Origin of the sequence: Arthrobacter sp. MAHUQ-56 (assembly GCF_019710585.1) — a bacterium.
Lineage (GTDB): Bacteria > Actinomycetota > Actinomycetes > Actinomycetales > Micrococcaceae > Arthrobacter.
This window is the reverse complement of record NZ_JAIFZQ010000004.1, coordinates 165,839-186,134: the sequence shown is the minus strand read 5'-3', so window position 1 is coordinate 186,134 and position 20,296 is coordinate 165,839. Positions and strand designations below refer to the sequence as shown.

The window sequence follows — 20,296 nt, the reverse complement described above, 5'->3', positions numbered from 1 at the left end:
GCTCGGTAGGATTTAGCTATGGACGACGCACACGCACCGGGCACCCCCCTGGACAGAAGTGACCTGGCCGACGAGCGCTTCCTCTCGGCTGCGGGGATTCCCCGCATCGACGTCGTTGACTCCACCGGCTCCACGAATGCCGACCTCCTCCGCTTCGTCGCGGTCGAGCCTGCGGCCTGGCCGGACCTATCCGTCCTCACCGCCGAATACCAGACCGCCGCCAGGGGACGCCTGGACCGGCGCTGGGAAGCGCCGCCGCTGAGCTCTGTGTCCGTCTCGGTGGTCCTGCGCCCCGTCAACGCCGACCGCAGGCCCCTTCCCACCCAGAGCTACTCCTGGCTGTCCCTGATCGCGGCCCTGGCGCTGCGCGAGACACTCGTGGAAACGGCAGGCCTCCCCGCCGAACTCAAGTGGCCCAACGACGTCCTGGTGCGGGGACGCAAGATTGCCGGCATCCTGGCCCAGCTTGGTCCCATGGCGGACGGCAGCGTCCCGCCGGTCATCCTCGGTACGGGGCTGAACGTGACCCTGGGCGAAAAAGACCTGCCGGTCCCCACGGCGACGTCGGTGCTCCTGGAAGGGGCGCGCACCACGGACCGTACCGCCCTCCTCAAGAGCTACCTGTCCCACTTCGCGGTCCTGTACCGCAGTTTCTGCAATGCCGACGGCGACCCCACCGCGGGCATGGCAGGCGGCCCGTCACTGCACAAACGGGTGGAAGCAGCCATGGTGACACTCGGCAAGCAGGTGCGGGCACAGCTTCCCGGTGACCATGAGATCATCGGACACGCCACCAGGCTGGACGACTATGGTTCCCTGCTTGTGGTGGACAAGGACTCCCACGAGCACGTGGTGACAGCGGGGGACGTGGTGCACCTGCGGCCGTGGAATGCGCCTGAAGGACCCGGCGAAGGCGGTTATGCGTAAAGGCCTCGTCCCGGGCGAGCAAGTCATAGTCACCACCCGCCCGCAGCCGAGGAAACTCGCCGGAGCAGCCGTGGCCTTCGTGCTGGCACCCGCACTGGCCGCCTTCGCCTCCGCCTGGATCATCCGCGGCGGCGCCCGCGCGGTGCCGGCCCTCGGCGCCAGGGGGACGCCCTGGCTGGTGGCTGCCTGCGTTGCAGCGGCCGCAGCGGTGTGGCTCGGCTACTGCCTGCCCCGGCTGCTCCGCTGGCACGGCACCCGCTACACGCTGACCAGCCGGCGGATGGTGGCCCGCTACGGCATCCTGAACCGCCGGGAGCAGCAGGTCAACCTCGCCTCGGTGCGCAACCTGGCAGTCCACGAGACGCTGCTGCAACGCCTGGTGCGGTCCGGGAATATATCCTTGGAGACCGGGTACCAGGGCGTGGTGGTCTTCCGCGACGTACCCGAGGTCTCCAGGTTCCGGGACTTTATCCTCGATGCCATCGGGGAACTGCCGGACGACGACGACGCAGGGCCGGGTGCAGCGGGGCAATACGCAGCCGGGGCTTTACCGGAAAGTTTGAGAGAAGGTGGACGGGATGAACGATGAGGACCAGCAGGAACGCATGAACAGCATCGCCCCTGACACCCGCTCCGTTGATACGGCCTCCTTTGAATACTCCGCGACATCGCCGGAACCCGCCGCACCGCCGCCCGGTGTGGACCGGCATCCCGCCACAGGCGCCATGTCCGCCGAGCGGCTGGCCATGAAAGCGCTCGAAGCCCGGCTCCTCGGCGGCGAACGCAAGCTCCGCCGTCGTGAAGTCGCAGCCGGTGCCGGCCTCTCACTGCTCTCTGCTCGGAAACTCTGGCGCGCCCTTGGCTTCCCCAACTTCGGGGACGAGGACGTGGCCTTCACTGAACGTGACCAGGCGGCCCTGTCCACTGTGGTGGACCTGGTCCGTGCCGGCAAGCTGACCGAGGAAGCGGCGATTTCCGTCACCCGCGCCATCGGCCAGATGACCGACCGCATGGTGGTCTGGCAGATCGAGGCCCTGGTGGAGGACATGGTCCACGAGCAGGGCGTCACGGACGCGGTGGCCCGCAAACGCCTGGTCAACGAACTTCCCGCCCTGGTGGACGCACTCGAGGAGGTGCTGGTCTACTCCTGGCGCCGCCAACTCAATGCCGGAGTCCAGCGGCTCGCGGTGCGGGCCGAGGCCGGCCTGCAGGCAAGCGAAGAGGGCCGGGAGGGCGACGAGGACGACGCGCCGCTGCCCCTGGCCCGCGCGGTCGGCTTCGCCGACCTGGTCTCCTACACCAGCCTGTCCCGCCGGATGAATGAGAAGACCCTCGCCCGGCTGGTCCAGCGCTTCGAAAACAAGTGCGCGGAAATCATCTCGGTGGGCGGCGGCCGGCTGGTCAAGACCGTTGGCGACGAAGTCCTCTACATTGCCGAAACCCCGGCGGCCGGCGCCGAGATCTCGCTCGCCCTGGCCGAGGCCTTCACCGAGGACGAGATCCTGCCCGAAGCCCGGGTGGCGATGGTCTGGGGCCGCATCCTGTCCCGGCTCGGGGACATCTACGGCCCCACGGTCAACCTCGCCGCACGCCTGACCAGCCTTGCCGATCCGGGCACCGTCCTGGTGGACTCGATGACCGCGTCGGCCCTGGAACATGACGAACGGTTCATCATGATCCCGCAGCCGCCGGAAAACGTCCGCGGCTTCGGCGAAATCCGGCCGGTCCGCCTTACGCGCGGCCGTGGCAAGGGCCTGGTCCTGGACTAGGAATTCCAGACTGGAAACGGGGCTGCTGTGGTAACCGCCGCCGCTGCACTGAATTTATCCACTTGTTGGTGGATTGGCGGTATTGTTGTGGTGCCCGGCTCCTGAGGAAGCCGGCCGGCCGCAGGCCACATATTTTCGGGGGATTCAAGGAATGAAACGTCGCGGACAAACGCGCGCCCAAAGCCCTGCCACAGGGGTGCCCGCATGGCGCCGCCTGCTGCGCTCCCGCCGCCTTGCCGGGACGGCGTTTGGTGTTGTTTTGGCTGTTGTGGTGACGGGTGCTGTGTTGTATCCGGGGTTTAAGACCACTGAGGTGGAGTTGAACGACGGTGGCGTGTGGGTGGTCAGTAAGTCGAAGAATGCGGTGGGGCGGTTGAATTATCCGTCGCGTGTTTTGGATGGTGCGGTGACGCCGGCGTCGGCGACGTTTGATGTGTTGCAGCATGCGGGTGAGGTGTTTGTTGATGATGAGACTGGTTCGACGTTGAACCAGGTGTCGCCGGCGAATATGCGCCTTGGTGGGGATAAGCAGTTGCCGGGGGCTGCTGATGTGAGTTTTGGGGCGCGGACGATGTCGGTGACGGATGCTGCGTCGGGGAAGGTGTGGGCTGTTTCGCCGTCGACGGTGAATGGTTTTGATCAGGAAGCGTCTGAGCCGGTGTTGGTGGGTTCGGAGGGCACGGTGTCTGCTGTGGGTTCGGATGACCGGATTTATTCGGCGGATCCGAAGACCGGGACGGTGACGGTGACGGGGGTCGATGCCGACGGCGGGGTGACGTCGTCGGAGTCGGATACGTGGGCTGACCTGAGGGGGGCTGGGGATCTTCAGATGACGGTGGTGGGGGACCGGCCGGTGGTGTTGGATGCTGCCGCGGGCAGCCTGTTCCTTCCCGGTGGCAAGCGGTTGCAGCTGGAGAATGCGCGGGATGCGAAGTTGCAGCAGGCGGGGCCGGGCAGTGATGTCGTGGCGGTGGCGACGCGGAAGGCGTTGTTGAAGCAGCCGTTGGATGGCGGGACGGCGAAGGTGGTGGCGTTCGATGGCGAGGGTGTTCCTGCGGCGCCGGTGCAGTTGGGCGGGTGTGTGCATGCGGCGTGGTCGGGTGCGAACAAGTATGTGCGTGATTGCGTCAATGATGGTGATGACAGGAACGTTGAGGTGCCCAAGGCGAGTGCGTCGCCGTCGTATGTTTTCCGGGTGAACCGGGACCTGGTGGTCCTGAATGATGTGAACTCGGGCAATGTGTGGCTGGTGAACCAGAACATGCAGCTGGTCAACAACTGGGACGACGTCATCCCACCCAAGAACGAATCCGACGACCAGGACCAGGAATCGGCGGACAACAACACCATCAACGTCCTGCCGGACCGGACCAAACCCAACCGGCCGCCGGAAACCAAGCCCGACGCCGTCGGCGTGCGCCCCGGCCGCACCACCATCCTCAGCGTCCTGGACAACGACTCAGACCCCGACGGCGACGTCCTGACGGCTGCCGTGGCGCCGGAGGCCGCGCCCAAGTCCGGCACCCTGGAAAACATCTATGGCGGGACAGCTTTCCAGATCACCGTCCCCGCGGACGCCAAACCGGGCACGGAGACGTTCAACTACAGCGCCTCCGACGGCCGCGGCCTGTCCGCCACCGGCCAGGTCACGCTCAGCGTGGTGGGCCCGGACGACAACAAGCCGCCGAAGTTCAAGCGCGGCGAGGACACCACCATGCTGGTGGAACAGGGCAAAACCGTCAGCCAGAACATCCTGACCGACTGGATCGACCCCGACGGCGACGATCTGGTCCTGCTGGACGCCAAGGCGGACAACGACCAGGACCAGGTCAAGGTCCGGCGCGACGGCCTGCTCACCTTCCAGGACTCCGGCGCAACCGCCGGCAAGAAGAACGTCCAGGTCACCATCTGGGACGGCCGCGCCACGGTCACCGGCAAGGTGGTGGTCAACGTCCAGCCGCCGGGCGCCCTGGCCCCGGTGGTCAACGCGGACCATGTCACGGCCGTGGTGGGCCAGGACCTGGTCATCTCGCCGCTGAAGAACGACGTCGACCCGAACGGCGGCGCGCTCCGGCTGGCGCAGGTGGAAGCCAACGGTCCGGCCGATCTCGGCCCGGTGACCGACGGCGGCACCTTCACGTTCCGCAGCACCACCCCGGGCCCGGTCTACCTGACGTACATCGCCAGCAACGGGCCCCAAAGCAGCCAGGGCCTTATCCGCGTGGATGTGGAATCCGGCAACGACACCGGCGACCCCGTGGCAGTCCACGACGTTGCGCTGATGCCTGCCGGCGGAAGCGTGCTGCTGGACCCGCTGGCCAACGACTCCGACCCCTCCGGCGGCGTGCTCGTGCTGCAGTCAGTCAAACTGCCCGAAGACGCGCCGGTATCCGTCAGCGTGATCAACCACAGCGTCCTGAGGATCACGGACATCCTGGGAACCAAGGACCCCATCCTCTTCGAATACACGATGTCCAACGGCAGGAAGTCCGCCACGGGCAGCGTCTCCGTGGTGCCCGTCCCGGCCCCGGCCGTCGTCGAGGCACCGCAGCCCAAGCCGGATGAAGTCAATGTCCGCGTCAACGACGTCGTCACCATCCCTGTCCTGGACAACGACACGCACCCGCAGGGCCAGGAACTGACCGTTGACCCCGTCCTGCCGCAGGCCGTGGACCCGGCCGACGGCAAGAGCTTCGTCTCCGAGAACACGCTCCGGTTCATCGCGGGCAGCCAGCCCAAGACCGTCCGCGCCATCTACAACGCCGTGGACCCCCAGGGACAGAAGAGCGCCGCCGCCGTCACCATCCATATCCTGCCGCTCGAAGGCGCGGAGAACTCCCGGCCGCAGCCGCGCAACCTCACCGCGCGTGTGGTGGCTGCAGGGACCGTCCGGATCCCTGTCCCGCTCGATGGCATCGATCCCGACGGCGACTCCGTCCAACTGACCGGCATCGACAGCACCCCGGCCATGGGCACGGCCACCGTGGGCAGCAGCTTCATTGACTTCACCGCCGCCGGGGACGGGGCCGGTACCGACACCTTCCGCTACAAGGTGGTGGACCGCCAGGGCGCCGTGAACACCGGCACCGTGACGGTTGGCGTCGCCCCCCGCGGTGACATGAACCAGAAGCCAACGCCCGTGGACGACGAGGTCCGGGTCCGGCCCGGCCGCCAGATCGCCGTCGACGCCACCGCAAACGACACCGATCCCGACGGCGACCGCATCCGCATCCTCACCGACGGCATCGAGGCCGATCCCGCGCTGCAGGCTACCGTGAGCAGGAACAGCGGCCGCATCCTCCTCCTGGCCCCCAACGAGGCCGGGACGGTCAACGTCCGCTACACCATCGCCGACGACCGGGACGCCACAGCCCAGGCCACCATCCGCATGGTGGTGGACAACGACGTACCGCTCAAGGCACCGCTCGCCCGGGACGACAGGGTGACGTCCGCCCAGACCATGGGCAAGACCGCCGTGGATGTTCCCGTCCTCAAGAACGACGAAGACCCCGACGGGGTGGGGGAGAACCTGAAGATCAGCACCGAGGCCGCCACGGCCAGGCCCGGGGGCAACGGGAACATGCTGGTCGACCTCACCGATCAGCCCCAGCTCATCCCCTACACCGTGGAGGACGTGGACGGGCTCAAGTCCACGGCCGTCATCTGGGTTCCCGGCCTCGGCCAGCAGGTCCCCACACTGGCAAAGGACGAGGTCCTCGAGGTGGTGTCCGGGCAATCCGTCGACGTCGACCTCAACGAGTGGGTCAAGGTCCGCGAAGGCAAGTCGCCACGGTTGACCCAGGCCGACCGGATCAAGCTCATCGGTGCTGACGGCAGCAACCCGGTCACCCGCGACGGCACCGGCTTGAAGTACACCGCCGGCGCAGACTACGTCGGTCCCGGTTCGCTGACCTTCGAAGTGACCGACGGCACCGGACCGGACGATCCGGCCGGGCTGAAGGCCACCCTCAGCATCCGCACAAAGGTCCTGCCCGACCCGAACAAGAACAATCCGCCCGAACTCCTGGGCGCCGCCATCGACGTCCCCAAGGGTGACTCGGCCACCACCGACCTCGCGAAACTGACCTCCGATCCCGACCGGGACGACCTCGGGAAAATGAAGTACGAACTGGTGGGCGGCGCCCCCGCCGGGTTCAACGCCAGCGTCGAGGGCAAGTCCTTGAAGGTTTCGGCGGCGGACTCCACCGGCACCGGCTCCAAGGCCGCGGTCCAGGTGAAGGCGACGGACCCGCGCGGGCTCGAAGCGACGGCGACCTACCAGCTTGCCGTGACGGCCTCCAACCGGCCCAAGCCGGTGGCGAACGACGACGTCGAAGCCAACGCCGCCGCCGGCAAACCGGTCACCATCAACGTCCTGGCGAACGATGCCAACCCGTTCCCGGAAACACCGCTGAAGATCATCGCGGCCAATACCGAAACGGGCAGCGGCAACGTGGGGGTTAACGGTGACTCGGTGACGGTCACGCCGGCCCCCGGCTTTACCGGAACCATGGTGGTGGCCTACACCGTGGAGGACAAGACCGGGGACGCATCCCGGCACGCCACTGCGCGGGTGCGGCTGACCGTCAAGGACAAGCCGGCCGCCCCCACCACGCCGCAGGCGCAAAGCGTGGGCGACCAAACCGCGCTGCTGAACTGGTCCGCCGCGGCGGACCGGGGTTCGCCCATCACCAAATACACCGTGTATGGCGAAGGCGGGTTCCGGCAGGACTGCCCGGCCAACACGTGCACGCTCAACGGGCTGACCAACAACACCACGTACCACTTCCAGGTGACGGCCACCAATGAGTTCGGCGAGTCGGACCGGTCCCCGGCCTCGGCCGACGTCCGGCCCGACGTCAAGCCCGATACCCCGCTGGCACCGTCGCTGAAGTTTGGCGACAGGGAACTGGCCATCAACTGGACGGCTCCGGCCAGCAAGGGCTCGCCGGTCAAGTCCTACGACCTGGAAATCTCACCCGCGCCTGCAGGGCAGAACGCCCAGGTCCAGGGGCTGACCTCGGTCAGCTATGTCTGGAAGGGCCTGCAGAACGGCGTGTCCTACAAGGTGCGGGTCCTGGCCCGGAACGACGCCAAGGAACCGTCCGAATGGAGCCCATACTCGGCAGCCGAAGTACCGGCCGGTGTCCCCGCGACGCCGACTGCGCCTTCGGCGTCACAGGCCGCGTCCGTGGGATCGCAAAGCCAGCTGAAAGTCAGCTGGGCTGCGCCCAACAACAACGGTGACGCCATCTCCGCCTACACCCTGACTACCCTCCGCGGCGGTGCCGTCGTGGCAAGCCAGCAGGTCGCCGGAACTTCGCAGAACGTCACCGTGGACAACTCTGAGACGAACTACACGTTCACGGTTTCGGCCACGAACAAGGCCGGCACCAGCGCCACCAGCGCCCAGTCGGCGGCGATCCGTGCCGTGGGCAAGCCGGGCATGGTGAGCAGCGGAAGCGTGGCGCCTACCGGCACCAGCGGGCAGCTTAAGGTGACGTTCACGCCCCTGACGGAGGCCCAGCGTAACGGATCCACCGCCAGTGAAATCGTGTACTCCTACAACGCCGACGGCAGGAGCGGGCCCATCGCGGCCGGCGGCGGAACCATCGGCGGCATGACCAACGGCCGGGACATCACCGTGACGATCATCGCCACCTCCACCAAGAACAACGTTTCCGGCGATGCCAGCGCCATCGGCAACGGCAACCCGTACGGGCCGGCCAACGCACCGAATGTCAACGGCACCACCTCGGCAAAGGGCGACGGCCAGGTGCACTGGACGTGGAACGACCCCAACACCAACGGCCGGCCGCTCAAGTACTACGAGGTCAGCATGGACGGCGGGGGCTGGCAGAACGTCGGGACTGCAAACAGGTTCGACGCCGGTGCCGGTGGCTGGGACCAGAGCCACAGGCTGCGCGTACGTGCCGTGACCGTGGTGGATGGTGCCATTGGTGGACCCGCCACATCCACTTCCGGCGCCGACCCGACCCCACCCCCGCCCACGTCCTGGAACGTCACCGCCAGCCCGGTCCGCAGCTGCACCGAACCCCGCAAGGGCACCGACAGCTACATCGCCGGGAACCCGTCCCAGTGCACCGGAGAAGGAAAATGGCTCGACGCCGGCGCCTACTCCCGGGCCGACCGCTACCAGGTCTGGTACAAGACCTCGAACAACCCCAGCGGCATCTGGTACCACCTGAGCGAAGGCATGGCAGCGGGCAACTGGCTCCGCTGCGATACCTCCAACGTCGGGTGCAACCCACCCAACGGGATGCCCAACCGCTGACCAACCGACCGCAACGCAGCCGCGGGGCCCGCCGGGCCCCGCGGAGAACCTGACCACAGCAGAAGGAACCACCTCATGACCATGACCACCGAGCAGGCCGCGTGGTTTGCCGACACGTTCGAAAAGCTCGTTGCCAACGTCGGCCAGGCAGTGTTGGGCAAGGAACACGTCATCCGGCTGACCTTCACGGCGATGCTGGCCGAAGGCCACGTCCTCTTCGAAGACGCGCCGGGTACCGGAAAGACCTCCCTGGCCCGGGCCCTGGCGGCCACCGTGCAGGGCTCCAACAACCGCATCCAGTTCACCCCTGACCTGCTGCCCTCCGACGTCACTGGTGTGACCATCTACGACCAGAAGACGCAGAAATTCGAATTCCACAAGGGCCCGATCTTCAACAACATCGTCCTGGCCGATGAGATCAACCGTGCCTCGCCCAAGACCCAGTCCGCCCTGCTGGAGGTCATGGAGGAATCCCGCGTGACGGTCGATGGCGTCACGTACTCCGCCGGCCGGCCCTTCATGGTGATGGCGACCCAGAACCCGATCGAGCAGGCCGGTACCTACCGCCTCCCCGAGGCCCAGCTGGACCGCTTCCTGATCAAGACCTCCATCGGATACCCGGACCACGCCTCCACGGTCCGGCTCCTTGGCGGATCCAACCTGAAGGACCGTTCCAAGGAATTGAACGCCGTCATCACCACGCAGGCGGTGGCGGACATGGCTGACCTCGCTGCCACCGCCCACGTGGACACCGCGGTGCTGGAATACATCTCCCGGCTGTGCGAGGAGACCCGGAACGCGCCGGAGACCCGGCTCGGTGTCTCCGTCCGCGGCGCCCTGGCCATGGTCCGGGCCGCCAAGGTCTGGGCAGCATCGCAGGGACGGAACTTCGTCCTGCCGGACGACATCAAGGAACTGGCGGCAGTGGTGTGGACCCACCGGTTCGTCATGGACCCGGAGGCCGAATTTTCGGGTGCGACCGCTGAAGCGGTCCTGACCAGGATCCTGGCCGAAGTCGCCGCCCCGCAGCAGCGCACCAGCGCCTGACCCGCCGGGCACGCGCCCCGCACCAGCACACTCCCTTTCAGCGCAACAACGAAGGCACACCCTATGTCCGACGGCACGTCCAGCGGCACCCCGCTGACCCGGCTCGCGGAGCGACTCCAGCAACCCTTCCACCGGAACGGCCGCCCCACCCGCCTGCACCCAGCGGCCGTGTGGGCCGAGGCCACCAACACCGCCGCCCTTGCCCTTACGCCTGCGTGGCGTGCCGTCCGGGACACCTGGCTCAAGTACGCCTGGCCGGTGCTGTCAGTGGTCAGCATCCTGGGCTGGTCGGTCCTTGCCGCCGCCATCCTGCTCTGGGCAACGGGGCAGGCCTTTGGGTGGCAGGAAGCCAAGGCCGCGGCCATCGCGGCGTTCGCCATGTTCATCATCGCGGTCGCCTTCATCCTGGGCCGCTCGTCCTACGGGGTGGTGCTGGACCTCGCCCGGACGCGGGTGGCAGTGGGGGACAGCGCCGTAGGCAGCATTGCCGTGTCCAACACGTCCGCCCGGCCGCTGCTGCCCGCCGCCCTGGAACTGCCGGTGGGCAGCACCACTGCCGTCTTCCACCTTCCCCGGATGAAACCCGGCCAGGTCCACGAGGACCTGTTCACCATCCCCACCGCCCGGCGCGCCGTCATCGTGGTGGGGCCGGTACGCTCGGTCCGGGCAGACCCCCTGCACCTCCTGCGCCGCCAGGTCCTCTGGACGGACCCGGAGGACCTCTTCGTCCACCCCCGCACCGTCGCCCTGGCAGGTTCGGCAGCGGGCTTCATCCGGGACCTGGAAGGCATGCCCACCACCGACCTCTCCAGCGCGGACGTCTCGTTCCACGCCCTGCGCGACTACGTTCCCGGCGATGACCGCAGGCACATCCACTGGAAGACGACGGCGCGCACCAACAAGCTGATGGTGCGCCAGTTCGAAGAAACCCGCCGCGCCCACCTGGCTATCTCACTGTCCATCAACACGGACGAATACGCCTCGGAAAATGAGTTCGAGATGGCGATCTCCGTTGCCGCTTCCATCGGCCGGCAGGCCATCCGCGAACAGCGCGAACTGGACGTCCTCACCCAAAAGGGACCGCTGCGCTGCGAAACCGGGCGGAACATGCTCGACGACATGACCCGGGTTGCCGGCGCACCCATGCGCCGCACCGCCGTCGACCTTGCCCGGACCCTGGCGGACACCGTTCCCAACGCCTCCGTGGTGTTCTTCGTGGTGGGAAGCAACGTCACTGCCACCCAGCTCCGTTCCGCCGCATCCTCGGTCCTGCCCGGCGTGCGCAGCCTGGCGGTCCGGGTGGAAGCCGGTGCAGCACCCAGCCGCGCCAACATCGCGGACCTGACCGTCCTCACGCTCGGTGACTTGGGCGACCTCGCCATCGTGCTGAGAAAGGCGGCCGCATGAGCACCGCGCCCGGCACCTCCCCACACCTGCAGCCCCGGCGGACGCGTACCAGCCGCAAGGCCGCCGGCAAGGACTCCGCCTTCGCGGACGGCCAGCCGCCGTGGCACTTCCTGCTCGACGCCGGAGCCCTGGTGGTCCTGCTGGGGCTCGGCCTGCTCGGCTTCGGCCTGAGCTTCGGCGGCGACCCCTACTACCTGCTGTCCGGATTCGGCGGCATCCTCCTTGGCCTGGCGATCGGCGCAGCCAACGCCCACCTGCGGCTGGGGCTGCTGATCACCACCGCCCTGGCCCTCGGCGCCTACCTGGTCCTGGGAACCTGGCTGGCCGTCCCCGACGCGGCGATCGCCGGCTTCGTGCCCAGCCTGGAGTCCCTTCGGACCCTGCTCCTGGGCATCGTGTTCGCCTGGAAGGACATGCTCACCGTAGGGGTCCCGGTGGGAACGGCGGGTGGCGTGCTCATCGTCCCGTTCCTCAGCTGCCTCGTGACGGCGCTGGTGGCAGCGGTCCTGACCTGGCGGGCCAGGAGCCCCTACTTGCCCCTCCTCCCGGTCCTGGTCCTCTTCGTCACCGGGATCGCCTTCAGCACCAACGCCGCGTTCCTGACGCTGGAGCGGGGGATCGGCCTGACGGTCCTGGGCATCGCCTGGGCCACCTTCCGGCGCGACGTGCTGCGCCGGAACAACACCCGGCGGGTGTCCGTCAACTCCCCGCAGACCGACTCCGCAGCCGCCCGGCGCGCCAGGATCAGGAGGCTGGGCATGGCCGCGGGCGTGATCGCGCTGAGTGTCGGCGTCACGGCAGTGTCTGCCCCGCTGGTGAGCGCCGGCGATGAACGGAAGGTCCTCCGGAACGTGGTGGTCCCACCGTTCGATCCCAAGGACTACATCACGCCCCTGGCCAGCTTCCGGACCTACGTGAAGGACAAGAAGGACGACACCCTGTTCGTGGTCAAGGGCCTGCCACGGGACGGCCGGGTGCGGCTCGGCGCCCTGGATGCCTTCAACGGCACCAACTACAACATGGACCCGAACGGTTCCGGCAACTTCAGCAAGGTGGGGGATGCGAAATCCATCAACACCCTCGCCGAAGCCTCCGGAGTGGTCCCGACGAATGACTACTCGATCAGCATCAGCATCGAGGACTACCAGGGCTACTTCGTGCCCGGCGGGCGCAAGACCACCGGCATCAGCTTCGACCAGGGTGGCTCCGCCGCGGCCTCCGGCCTCTACTTCAACCCGGGCACGGACACCGCCGTGAGCACGAACGGGCTGGCGCGCGGGGATTCCTACAGCGTCCAGGTGTCTGACCCCGTCAAGCTCGAACACGGCCAGCTGACACAGTACGACTTCGCGAAAGTCTCCCTGCCGGACCCGCTGGAGGTACCGCCGGTCGTGGGCTCGCAGGCCAACGACCTTTCGGCGGATGCGCCCACGGCGATCGACAGGGTCCGCCAGATCGAGGCGCACTTCCAGAAAACCGGCGCCTTCAGCAACGGGCTGGTGAGCGAGGGGCAGCTGCCCAGCGTCTCGGGCCACGGGTCCGCGCGGATCCGCAACTTGCTGACCGCCAAGCAGATGCTCGGTGACGACGAACAGTACGCCGTCGCCATGTCCCTGATGCTCCGGCACCTGGGCATCCCGTCCCGCGTGGTGATGGGGTTCTACCCGGAGCCGACCAGCCCCGAAAACGGCGCCGGCGAGGTGAAGATCACCGGAAAGGATGTCCACGCCTGGGTGGAGGTCGCGTTCGAGCGGGTGGGCTGGGTCAGCTTCGACCCGACGCCGCCCAAGGACAACATCCCCATCCCGCCGGACCCCGAAAACAAGTCCAAGCCCAAGCCGCAGGTGCTGCAGCCGCCGCCCCCGCCGCAGGAGCCCGCGGACCTGCCGCCGGACTCCTCGCCCGACGCGCTGGACGCCGACCAGAAGAAAAACAACCCCTGGCTGTTCTGGGGTGCCCTGCTGGGTGCGCTGGGCGTCGTCGCGATTCCGCTCGCTATCCTTGCCCTGCCGCTGCTGCTGATTGCCCTGCTGAAGACACGACGCCGGAAGTCGCGTTTCAGCGACGGCAATCCGGCCCAGCGCGTGGGCGGAGGATGGAGCGAGGTGGTGAGCCTGGCAACCGACATGGGTGCCGCCGTCGACACCCGTTCGACGCGCCGCGAAAGCGCTGCCGTCCTGGCCGAGGCATTCCCGGCCAGCCAGGCGACCACCACCCTGCTGGCACGCCGGGCCGACGCGTCGATCTTTGGCGCCGGGCAGCCCAGCGAGGAGGAGGTCCGCGACTACTGGACGGTGGTCGACGGGTCCCTGAAGGAAATGACCGCCACCGTGGGCTTCTGGCGGCGCCAGCAGGCACGGTTCTCGCCGCGGTCCCTGCTGGCCGATGCCCGCACAGCCATGGGCTCGGGAGGGGGCTTGACCCTGCGCGGCGCCCGGCTGCGGCTGCCCGCGCCGGCCGGGCTCCTGGGTGCGCGCCGCCGTCGTGCCCCTGGCGGTCCGGAAGCTGCGCCAGCGCAAGGGACCGTGCCGCAGGAAGGCGGCACGCCGCACGGACAAACCCAGCCAGAAGGCCAGCCAGGCCACCACCAGCAAGGACATGGCCAGCAGTGAGCTCCGACGCCGAACGCTGCCCGCGCTGCCACCAGCACATCCGCGCGGGTGCCACCTTCTGCACTGCCTGCGGCGCGCCGCTGCCCAACCGGGCGGCGCGCCGCCCCCGCACTCCCGGTACCGCCGGAAGCGGCAGCTTTGACGCGGCACAGGGAGCGTGGCCCGCGCACGCACCGGGGATTCCCGGTACTATCCCGGTAGTGGAAAGGCCCCCGGCAGCTCAGCCGGTGGCCATCGCAGGTAAGGGCACCGAGCCGGGCAAGGCCGGCGGATCCACCACGGTGGAAGCCGCTCCAGGGGGAGGAACGGGAATGGCAGTGAACCTTCAGCTTGTTCCAGCTACGGCGGGCAAGCGCCTTGGTGCTGCCGTCATTGACTGGCTGCCTGCCCTGGCCGTACTGGTGGTGACCTTTGCCATCGGCTTCGCCGGAATCACCCGGACCCGAAGCGGCGGCTTCATTGTCTACGACACCTCCTCCCTGGTGCTGTTCGGCGGCATCGGGCTCGGTGTTACCCTCGTGTACCTTTTCGTGCTCCTGGGCCTGGAAGCCCGCACCGGCAAGACACCGGGCAACCTGCTCATGGGGATCCGCAGCGCCGACAAGGACGGCTACGCGCCGGGTGCCGGCGGTGTCTTCCTGCGCGGCCTGATCACCGGCGCCGGTGTCCTGCTGGCCGTGGTGGCCGCGGTGCTCGTGGTGGTTTTCAGGTGGTTCGACGCCGCGCTGTTCATCCTTGGCCCGCTGCTCCTGCTCGGCGCCGTGTGGGCTGTGCTGGTGGTGGTCTCCAACCGGTGGGACAAGGACGGCGGCCTGCGCGGCTGGCACGATGCCGCCGCCAGGACCCTGGTCTTCGACGTCAAGGCCGGCCGGGACCCGATCACCACGGGCGGTATCCAGGGCCCTTACAGCTTCGCGCCGCTGGACCTCCCGCCCGTCCAGCCGGTGGTGTCTCCGGTGGCAGGCGCCTCCCAGGCTCCGGCTCCCCAGGCTCCGGCGCCCCAAGCTCCAGCACCCCAGCCGGTTTCCCGCCACGTCCCTGCACCGTCGGCGACCATGCCGTCCCAGACGATGCCCTACACCAGCCCGGCATCCTTTGCACCGGCAGGTCCGGCAGGCCCGGCTGGCCCGGCAGCAGGATTCCCCGCCCCGCAGCTTCCTGCCCCGGGCCACCGGCCGCAGCAGCACGTTGACGACGACGTCGAGCGCACCCAGGTGCGCCCCGGTTCCGGCGGCCCCGCCCCGGTGGCAGTACTCCGAATCCGCCTGGATGACGGCCGAGATTTCCAGCTTGACCGCAGTGTCCTGGTGGGCCGCAACCCGGTGGGTCAGGCCGGCGAGCAGCACGCGCAGCTGCTGGCCGTGGACGACCCCGGGCGCTCGATTTCAAAGACCCACCTGCACCTGCTAACCGACGGTGCAGGAATCTGGGTGACCGACCGCCAGTCAACCAACGGCAGCGCCGTAACCACCCCCGACGGGCTGCGCACCACCCTGGTGCCGGGCGTCCCCACATTTGTTACCCCGGGATCCAGCGTGCATTTTGGAGACCGCACCTTTTACCTAGGACAGGCATGAACCATCACCCCGCCAGTGTTCCCTCCATCGCCGGGCAGGGGCCTGGACTCAGCCTCACCTACGGCTACGGGACGGACCGGGGACTCCGCCGGGAGTTGAACGAGGATTCCTATATCGCATCCGACCCCGTCTTCGCGGTGGCGGACGGCATGGGCGGCCATGAGGCCGGCGAGATCGCCAGCGGCCTGTGCGTGCGCGCCCTGGCGGCCATGCCGCAGCTTGCCACGGGGGAGCGGAGCATCACCGCCTCAGTGCTCCAGCAGTACCTGGTGCGCGCGGACAACTCGATCCGGGAGGCCACCGGTGCCCGCGCCGGTACCACCCTTACCGGGGCAGTTGTCGTGGAGCAGATGGGCATGCCCTACTGGCTGGTCATGAACATCGGCGACTCCCGCACGTACCGGCTCAGCCAGGGACGGTTCGAACAGATCAGCGTGGACCACTCCGAAGTCCAGGAGCTCGTGGACGCCGGCGAGATCACGGCCCAGGAAGCCACGGTCCACCCCCGCCGGCACGTGGTCACCAGGGCCCTGGGGACCGGGGATGAGACGGAAGCGGACTACTGGCTCCTGCCCGTCGAGGAAGGCGACCGGCTCCTGGTCTGCTCGGACGGCCTCACGGAGGAGCTGGGGGACGAGGAGATCCTTGGCATCCTGAGTACTGTTGCGCAGCCCCAGGACGCGGTGGATGCGCTCATCCAGGCCGCCCTCCGCAGCGGCGGCCGCGACAACATCACCGCCATCGTGGTGGACGCCCGGAACGTGGCGAACGACGACGGATCGGGCACCACCGCGCCCCGCTACGCGTCCGATGACGGAGACGAGGTCACGCTGCCGCGTCCGCAGGCCGCCGTGACGCAGCCCCTGCCCGGGCAGGACGCCGCCGGCGCCAGCGGGCATGCGGCGACGGCTGGTGGCGCCGGCACTGAAGGGACCGACAGCACCAGTGAGGACGGGGAGTTGGGCGATGACCGCCGCTAGCTACGTTCCCGGCGCCTGGCTGGGCGTCGTCCGTTCGCAAACCGCTGTGCTCCTGGGTCCGGGCACGCCACCGGAACTGGCCGGGGCGGTATGGGACCTGCTGGCCGGGCGGCCGGCGGTCCACGAGGTCCTGGCCGCAGTGACCAGCAGCTCGGGCGGTTCGCTCGCGAAGATCCCGCCCTTCGGGATCCTGGACTTTGACGGGCCGCTGCGCGTCTTCCTGCGTGGCGACCTCGAGCTCACGGTCGATTCGCCCGACGGTCCGGTCGAGCTCGACGGGCGGGATGTGACTACCTGGAACGAGCGCCGGTTTGCCGTTCCGGGCGCCTGCCGCCTGGCAATCGCCGGCGCCGGGGTCCCGGGCCAGCCCGTCTTGCCGCTGGGCGAAGGCGTGGTGTTGCTGCAGGCGCTGGCGCTGAACGCGCAGTCCGGTCCCGCTGCCGTGGGCGCCGCCCCCGCTGGAGTTTCTGTCCCGGCCGCGTCGCCGGCTCCGGAGGCAGTAGCGGTTCAGGGCGGGCCGGAGACTGCGGAATTTTCCGACGGCGGCAGCGCGCCGGCGCCCACCACGAGGGAGCCGGTGGAAGACCTGCCGGAGATCACCCTCCTGCCCGAGCACGGAGTGTCCGCCGAAACCGTGGTGGGCGTGCTCGACGACGACATGGACTTCGGCGGGGAAGGACACGCCGGCCCCGGCGAAGGAGACGCCGCCTCAGACCGGGAAGAGGAGGAGGAGGACACTTCCCCGGAGCATGCAGCCGCTGCCGCACCATCCGTAGAGACCACCGCACATCAAACCGGCGGGGTCCCGACGGCTGCAGAGCCGGCGTCCGGCCCCCACACCGTCGGCACCTCCGCTCCCGTGAACGAACAGACCACCTCCTACGACCACCTTTGGGACCGCACTGTCATGCGGAACATCGAGGATGCTGCTGTCCGGGAGGACCCCGAAGCTGATGCCGCCACAGGGTCAGGACAGGCCGTTGCGCTGCCCGCCGCCGGCCCGCTGCCTGCCCTGGAGCCGGCAGACGTGGGACAGGTGGACGGCACGGCCTCCGGAAACCAGGCGGGCGACGGAACCCCGCAGGCGGACGAACCCGGTGCCGGAACTGACGGCCCCGCCGCCGGAACACACGCGTCCGGGGTGGATGGGGATCACCCGGGGAGTCCGGAGGCGCAGGAAGCAGCCGGCCATGCTGCTCCCCGTCCTGGCGCAGGCGTGCTGATCGACTCTGTTCCTTGGCGCACCGGCGGGAGCTCCGGCCCGGCGCCGTCTCCCTCCCCGGCCCCGCCAACACGGGGCACGCCGCCAATACCGGGCGCCGCCGGAGACGTGCCAACGGGCAGTTCCGCCGCGATCCCGGATCCCGGCCCAGGCGTTGAGTCCGGCGTCGAGCTGGATTTCGACCCCGACCACGACGGCCAGACCGTCATGAAGGGCAGCCTTCCGGGCCTGTCCGGACAGCAACGGCCGGCCGCCGCCCGTGTGCCCGAAGACGCCGCCGGCGGCCCGCTCGTGCTGGCACGGGTATGCGCGCAGGGCCACCCCAACCCGCCCACGGCCGGCCAGTGCGCCTGCGGTGCCGCTCTCCTCCCTGACGCCGTGCAGGTGCCCCGGCCCCGGCTGGGGCGCATGCGGCTGTCCACGGGCGAGCTGCTGGACCTTGACCAGTCGATGGTGATCGGCCGCCAACCGTCCGTGTCCCGGGTGCAGGGCGGGGTCATGCCGCGCCTGGTGCAGGTGGCAAGCCCCGGCGGCGATATTTCCAGGTCCCATGTCGAAGTGCGGCTCGAAGGCTGGCACGTGATGCTCTGCGACCTGAAGGCCACCAACGGCACCGTCCTGGTCCGCGAAGGGCAGCCCCCGCGCCGGCTGGCCCAGAACGAGATGGCCATCCTGCTCGACGGCGACATCGCCGAGCTGGGCGACAACATCTCACTGCGTTTTGAGGAGATTCCTTGAGTTCCAAACGGCCGGTAGCTCCGCCGCCCCGCATTCCGGGGTTCACCTACATCAGCCTGCTGGGCTCCGGCGGGTTTTCCGACGTGTACCTCTACGAGCAGGACAGGCCGCGCCGAAAAGTGGCCGTCAAGGTGCTGCTCTCGGACCTGAAGACCGAGGGCGCCCGGCGGCGTTTCGAGTCCGAGGCCAACCTGATGGCCCAGCTGTCCTCGCACCCGTACATCGTGACCATCTTCGAAGCGGAAGTCACCGACGACGGGCACTCCTACCTGGCCATGGAGTACTGTTCCCGGCCCAGCCTGGACGTGCGGTACCGCCGGCAGCGCTTCAGCGTGGACGAGGTCCTGGCCGTGGGCATCCAGGTGGCCTCCGCCGTCGAAACCGCCCACCGGGCCGGCATCGCCCACCGTGACATCAAGCCCGCCAACATCCTTGTCACAGACTACAACCGTCCGGCGCTCACCGACTTCGGGATCTCCGGCACCCTGGCCGGCGACGGTGACGACGACAGCGGCATGTCCATTCCATGGTCCCCGCCGGAACAGTTCCGGGACGGCCGCGTGGACGGCGTCATGGTGGACGTCTGGGCGCTCGGCGCAACCCTCTACACCCTGCTGGCCGGCCGTTCGCCGTTCGTGATGCCGGGCGCGGACAACTCCCAGCGTGAACTGATCAACAGGATCAGCAACATGGCACTGCCCCGCCTGGGCCGCGCCGATGTGCCCGAATCCCTGGAACTGGCGCTGGCCACCGCCATGGCCAAGTCGCCGCAGTCGCGGTACTCCTCGGCGCACGCCTTCGCCCTGGCCCTGCAGCGGATCCAGGCCGAGCTCAACCTTTCCGTCACCCCGTTCGAAGTCCTGGAGGAGCCCCAGCAGGAGGACGGCCACCCGGACGACGGCACCGAGGAAACCCGCGTCCGCAGCATCGCCGCGATCGACCCCGAACGCACCGGCAGCGCCCCGACCTTCCCGGCACGCACCCGCCCCAACGGACCCGCCCGGGAAGTCCCGGCGTCGCGCGCCGTCCCGCCCGCCGCCGGGCCCACGGCACCCGCACCCCGGCCAGGCGACTGGGGACAGTCCACGGTGCTCCGCAGCAGCGCACCGGGAACCCTGGGCATGCAGCCCCAGGGCGCGGGGCAGGAGGACAAGCAGCAGGACGCCGCGGCCTTCACCGAGCCGCCGAACGACGGCTATGCCGCGGACACCACCATCCACCGTCCCGCCCGGGTGGAGGAGCCTGCCGCGGAAGCTCCTCCCGGCGCGGACCATGGCAAGCGCAACCTCTGGCTGGCCATCGCCGGCGGCACGCTGCTGGCGCTCGCCGCCGTCGTTGGCCTGGTGGTGGCCAACGCCGTGCCCGGCACCCCCAAGACAGTGGCCACGCAGCAGGTGAGCAAGCCGCCGGCGGACGCCCTGGACAACGGCACGGTGCCCGATGTCGAAGGCCTCGCCGGCACCATCGGCGCCGACGGCAACGCAACCTTCACCTGGACCAACCCGCAGCCCAAAGACGGCGACAGCTACAAGTGGCGGGTCTACACCATCGGCGGCGGGGGAGAATTCCAGTCCATCGCGCAGGCGCCCGTGCGGGTGAAACCCAACCCCTCCGGGCAGACCTGCGTCCAGGTGATGATCGTCCGCTCGGACGGCGCGTTCTCACCGATGGAAGCGGCATCCATCGCCTGCACCGGCCCATGAGCCGTCCACCGGCACCACG

At 68.8% G+C, this 20,296-nt stretch carries 11 protein-coding genes; all 11 read left to right on the top strand.

The genetic code is table 11. The annotated features are described in order from the left end of the window. Positions 1–18: 18 nt before the first annotated feature. Entirely contained in the window at positions 19–927 is a 909-nt protein-coding gene (locus K4G53_RS02460; protein WP_221383906.1) for a biotin--[acetyl-CoA-carboxylase] ligase, read from the top strand. After that, the gene (locus K4G53_RS02455) at positions 920–1,516 is read left to right on the top strand and encodes a PH domain-containing protein (protein ID WP_221383905.1); all 597 of its coding nucleotides are present in this window, start codon (positions 920–922) and stop codon (positions 1,514–1,516) included. Before K4G53_RS02460 ends, K4G53_RS02455 begins: the two co-directional genes overlap by 8 nt. Beyond that, entirely contained in the window at positions 1,506–2,696 is a 1,191-nt protein-coding gene (locus K4G53_RS02450) for an adenylate/guanylate cyclase domain-containing protein (RefSeq protein ID WP_221383904.1), read from the top strand. The genes K4G53_RS02455 and K4G53_RS02450 overlap by 11 nt, the downstream gene beginning before the upstream one ends. Positions 2,697–2,847: 151 nt before the next feature. Continuing rightward, entirely contained in the window at positions 2,848–8,991 is a 6,144-nt protein-coding gene (locus K4G53_RS02445; RefSeq protein WP_260323072.1) for an Ig-like domain-containing protein, read from the top strand. 75 nt (positions 8,992–9,066) lie between these two features. After that, a complete protein-coding gene (locus K4G53_RS02440) occupies positions 9,067–10,038 on the top strand; it encodes a MoxR family ATPase (protein ID WP_221383903.1) in 972 nt (323 codons plus the stop codon). A gap of 63 nt (positions 10,039–10,101) precedes the next feature. After that, the gene (locus K4G53_RS02435; protein WP_221383902.1) at positions 10,102–11,445 is read left to right on the top strand and encodes a DUF58 domain-containing protein; all 1,344 of its coding nucleotides are present in this window, start codon (positions 10,102–10,104) and stop codon (positions 11,443–11,445) included. Then, positions 11,442–14,057 (top strand): transglutaminase family protein, encoded by a 2,616-nt coding sequence (locus K4G53_RS02430; protein ID WP_221383901.1) that lies wholly within the window; start codon positions 11,442–11,444, stop codon positions 14,055–14,057. The genes K4G53_RS02435 and K4G53_RS02430 overlap by 4 nt, the downstream gene beginning before the upstream one ends. Next, complete coding sequence (locus K4G53_RS02425; protein ID WP_221383900.1) at positions 14,054–15,634, top strand: RDD family protein; 1,581 nt, start codon at positions 14,054–14,056, stop codon at positions 15,632–15,634. Before K4G53_RS02430 ends, K4G53_RS02425 begins: the two co-directional genes overlap by 4 nt. After that, on the top strand, positions 15,631–16,614 hold the full coding sequence (locus K4G53_RS02420; protein WP_260323071.1) for a PP2C family serine/threonine-protein phosphatase: 984 nt from the start codon (positions 15,631–15,633) through the stop codon (positions 16,612–16,614). Before K4G53_RS02425 ends, K4G53_RS02420 begins: the two co-directional genes overlap by 4 nt. Then, positions 16,601–18,574: an FHA domain-containing protein gene (locus K4G53_RS02415; protein WP_221383899.1), complete on the top strand. Its 1,974-nt coding sequence runs from the start codon at positions 16,601–16,603 to the stop codon at positions 18,572–18,574. Before K4G53_RS02420 ends, K4G53_RS02415 begins: the two co-directional genes overlap by 14 nt. Beyond that, complete coding sequence (locus K4G53_RS02410) at positions 18,571–20,277, top strand: serine/threonine-protein kinase (RefSeq protein ID WP_221383898.1); 1,707 nt, start codon at positions 18,571–18,573, stop codon at positions 20,275–20,277. Before K4G53_RS02415 ends, K4G53_RS02410 begins: the two co-directional genes overlap by 4 nt. Positions 20,278–20,296 lie beyond the last annotated feature (19 nt).